We start from the raw sequence: 791 nt of genomic DNA, 5'->3' as shown, positions 1-791 counted from the left end.
GCCCCCCGCCACGACGGCCCCCGACAAGCCCGCGACCCACGAATCGCCCGTGGCGTCTCACGGGAGGCCCGGCCTGGCACCTGGGACGCCCGCCGGGACTTCGGGAGCGCCGTCCGGGACGTCCGGCGGGACCTCCGCGACGTCTCAGGGGACGGCCGGGACGTCCGAGCCGTCCCGCGACGCCGGCGCGGCCGGGACGGCCGGGTTGCTGGCCGGGCACGTCGAAGGGCATCTCGCGGCGGCCCGCGGCATGGCGGAGCTGGTGCCGGCGGTCGAGGCCGTGGCGGACCTGCTCATCGAGAGCTTCACCCGCGGCGGCATCCTGTACACGATGGGCAACGGCGGCAGCGCGGCCGACGCCCAGCACCTCACGGGTGAGCTGGTCGGCCGCTACAAGCGCGAGCGCCGCCCGCTGCCCGCCGTGACGCTCAGCACCGACGCCACGGTCATGACGTGCATCGCCAACGACTACGCCTACGAGGAGGTCTTCGCCCGGCAGGTGCAGGCCCTCGCCCGGCCGGGGGACGTCGTGGCGGCGTTCACCACCAGCGGGAACTCGCCCAACGTGGTGGAGGCGCTGGCGGCCGCACGGAGCAGGGGAGCGGCCACGGTACTCTTCGGCGGCGGCGGTGCCGGTGGCGGGGCCGCCGCGAAGCACGCCGACCACCTCCTTCTCGCCCCCTCGTCCGAGACCCCGCGCATCCAGGAGATCCACACACTGATGCTGCACATGATCAGCGACAAGGTCGACGCATGGGCGGCCGCATGACCAGGCCCGCCGACCCCAGGCC

1 protein-coding gene is annotated in these 791 nt (G+C 75.1%); it reads left to right on the top strand.

All coding sequences use genetic code 11. The annotated features are described in order from the left end of the window. Nucleotides 1-769, top strand: a 769-nt coding sequence (locus E1295_RS48260) for a D-sedoheptulose-7-phosphate isomerase (RefSeq protein ID WP_246081270.1), incomplete at its 5' end; no start/stop codon positions are given. Between the last annotated feature and the right edge of the window lie 22 nt (nucleotides 770-791).

Source organism: Nonomuraea mesophila, assembly GCF_004352805.1.
GTDB lineage: Bacteria > Actinomycetota > Actinomycetes > Streptosporangiales > Streptosporangiaceae > Nonomuraea > Nonomuraea longispora.
The sequence above is the reverse complement of the archived record's forward strand: the minus strand, read 5'-3'. Positions and strand labels throughout refer to the sequence as shown.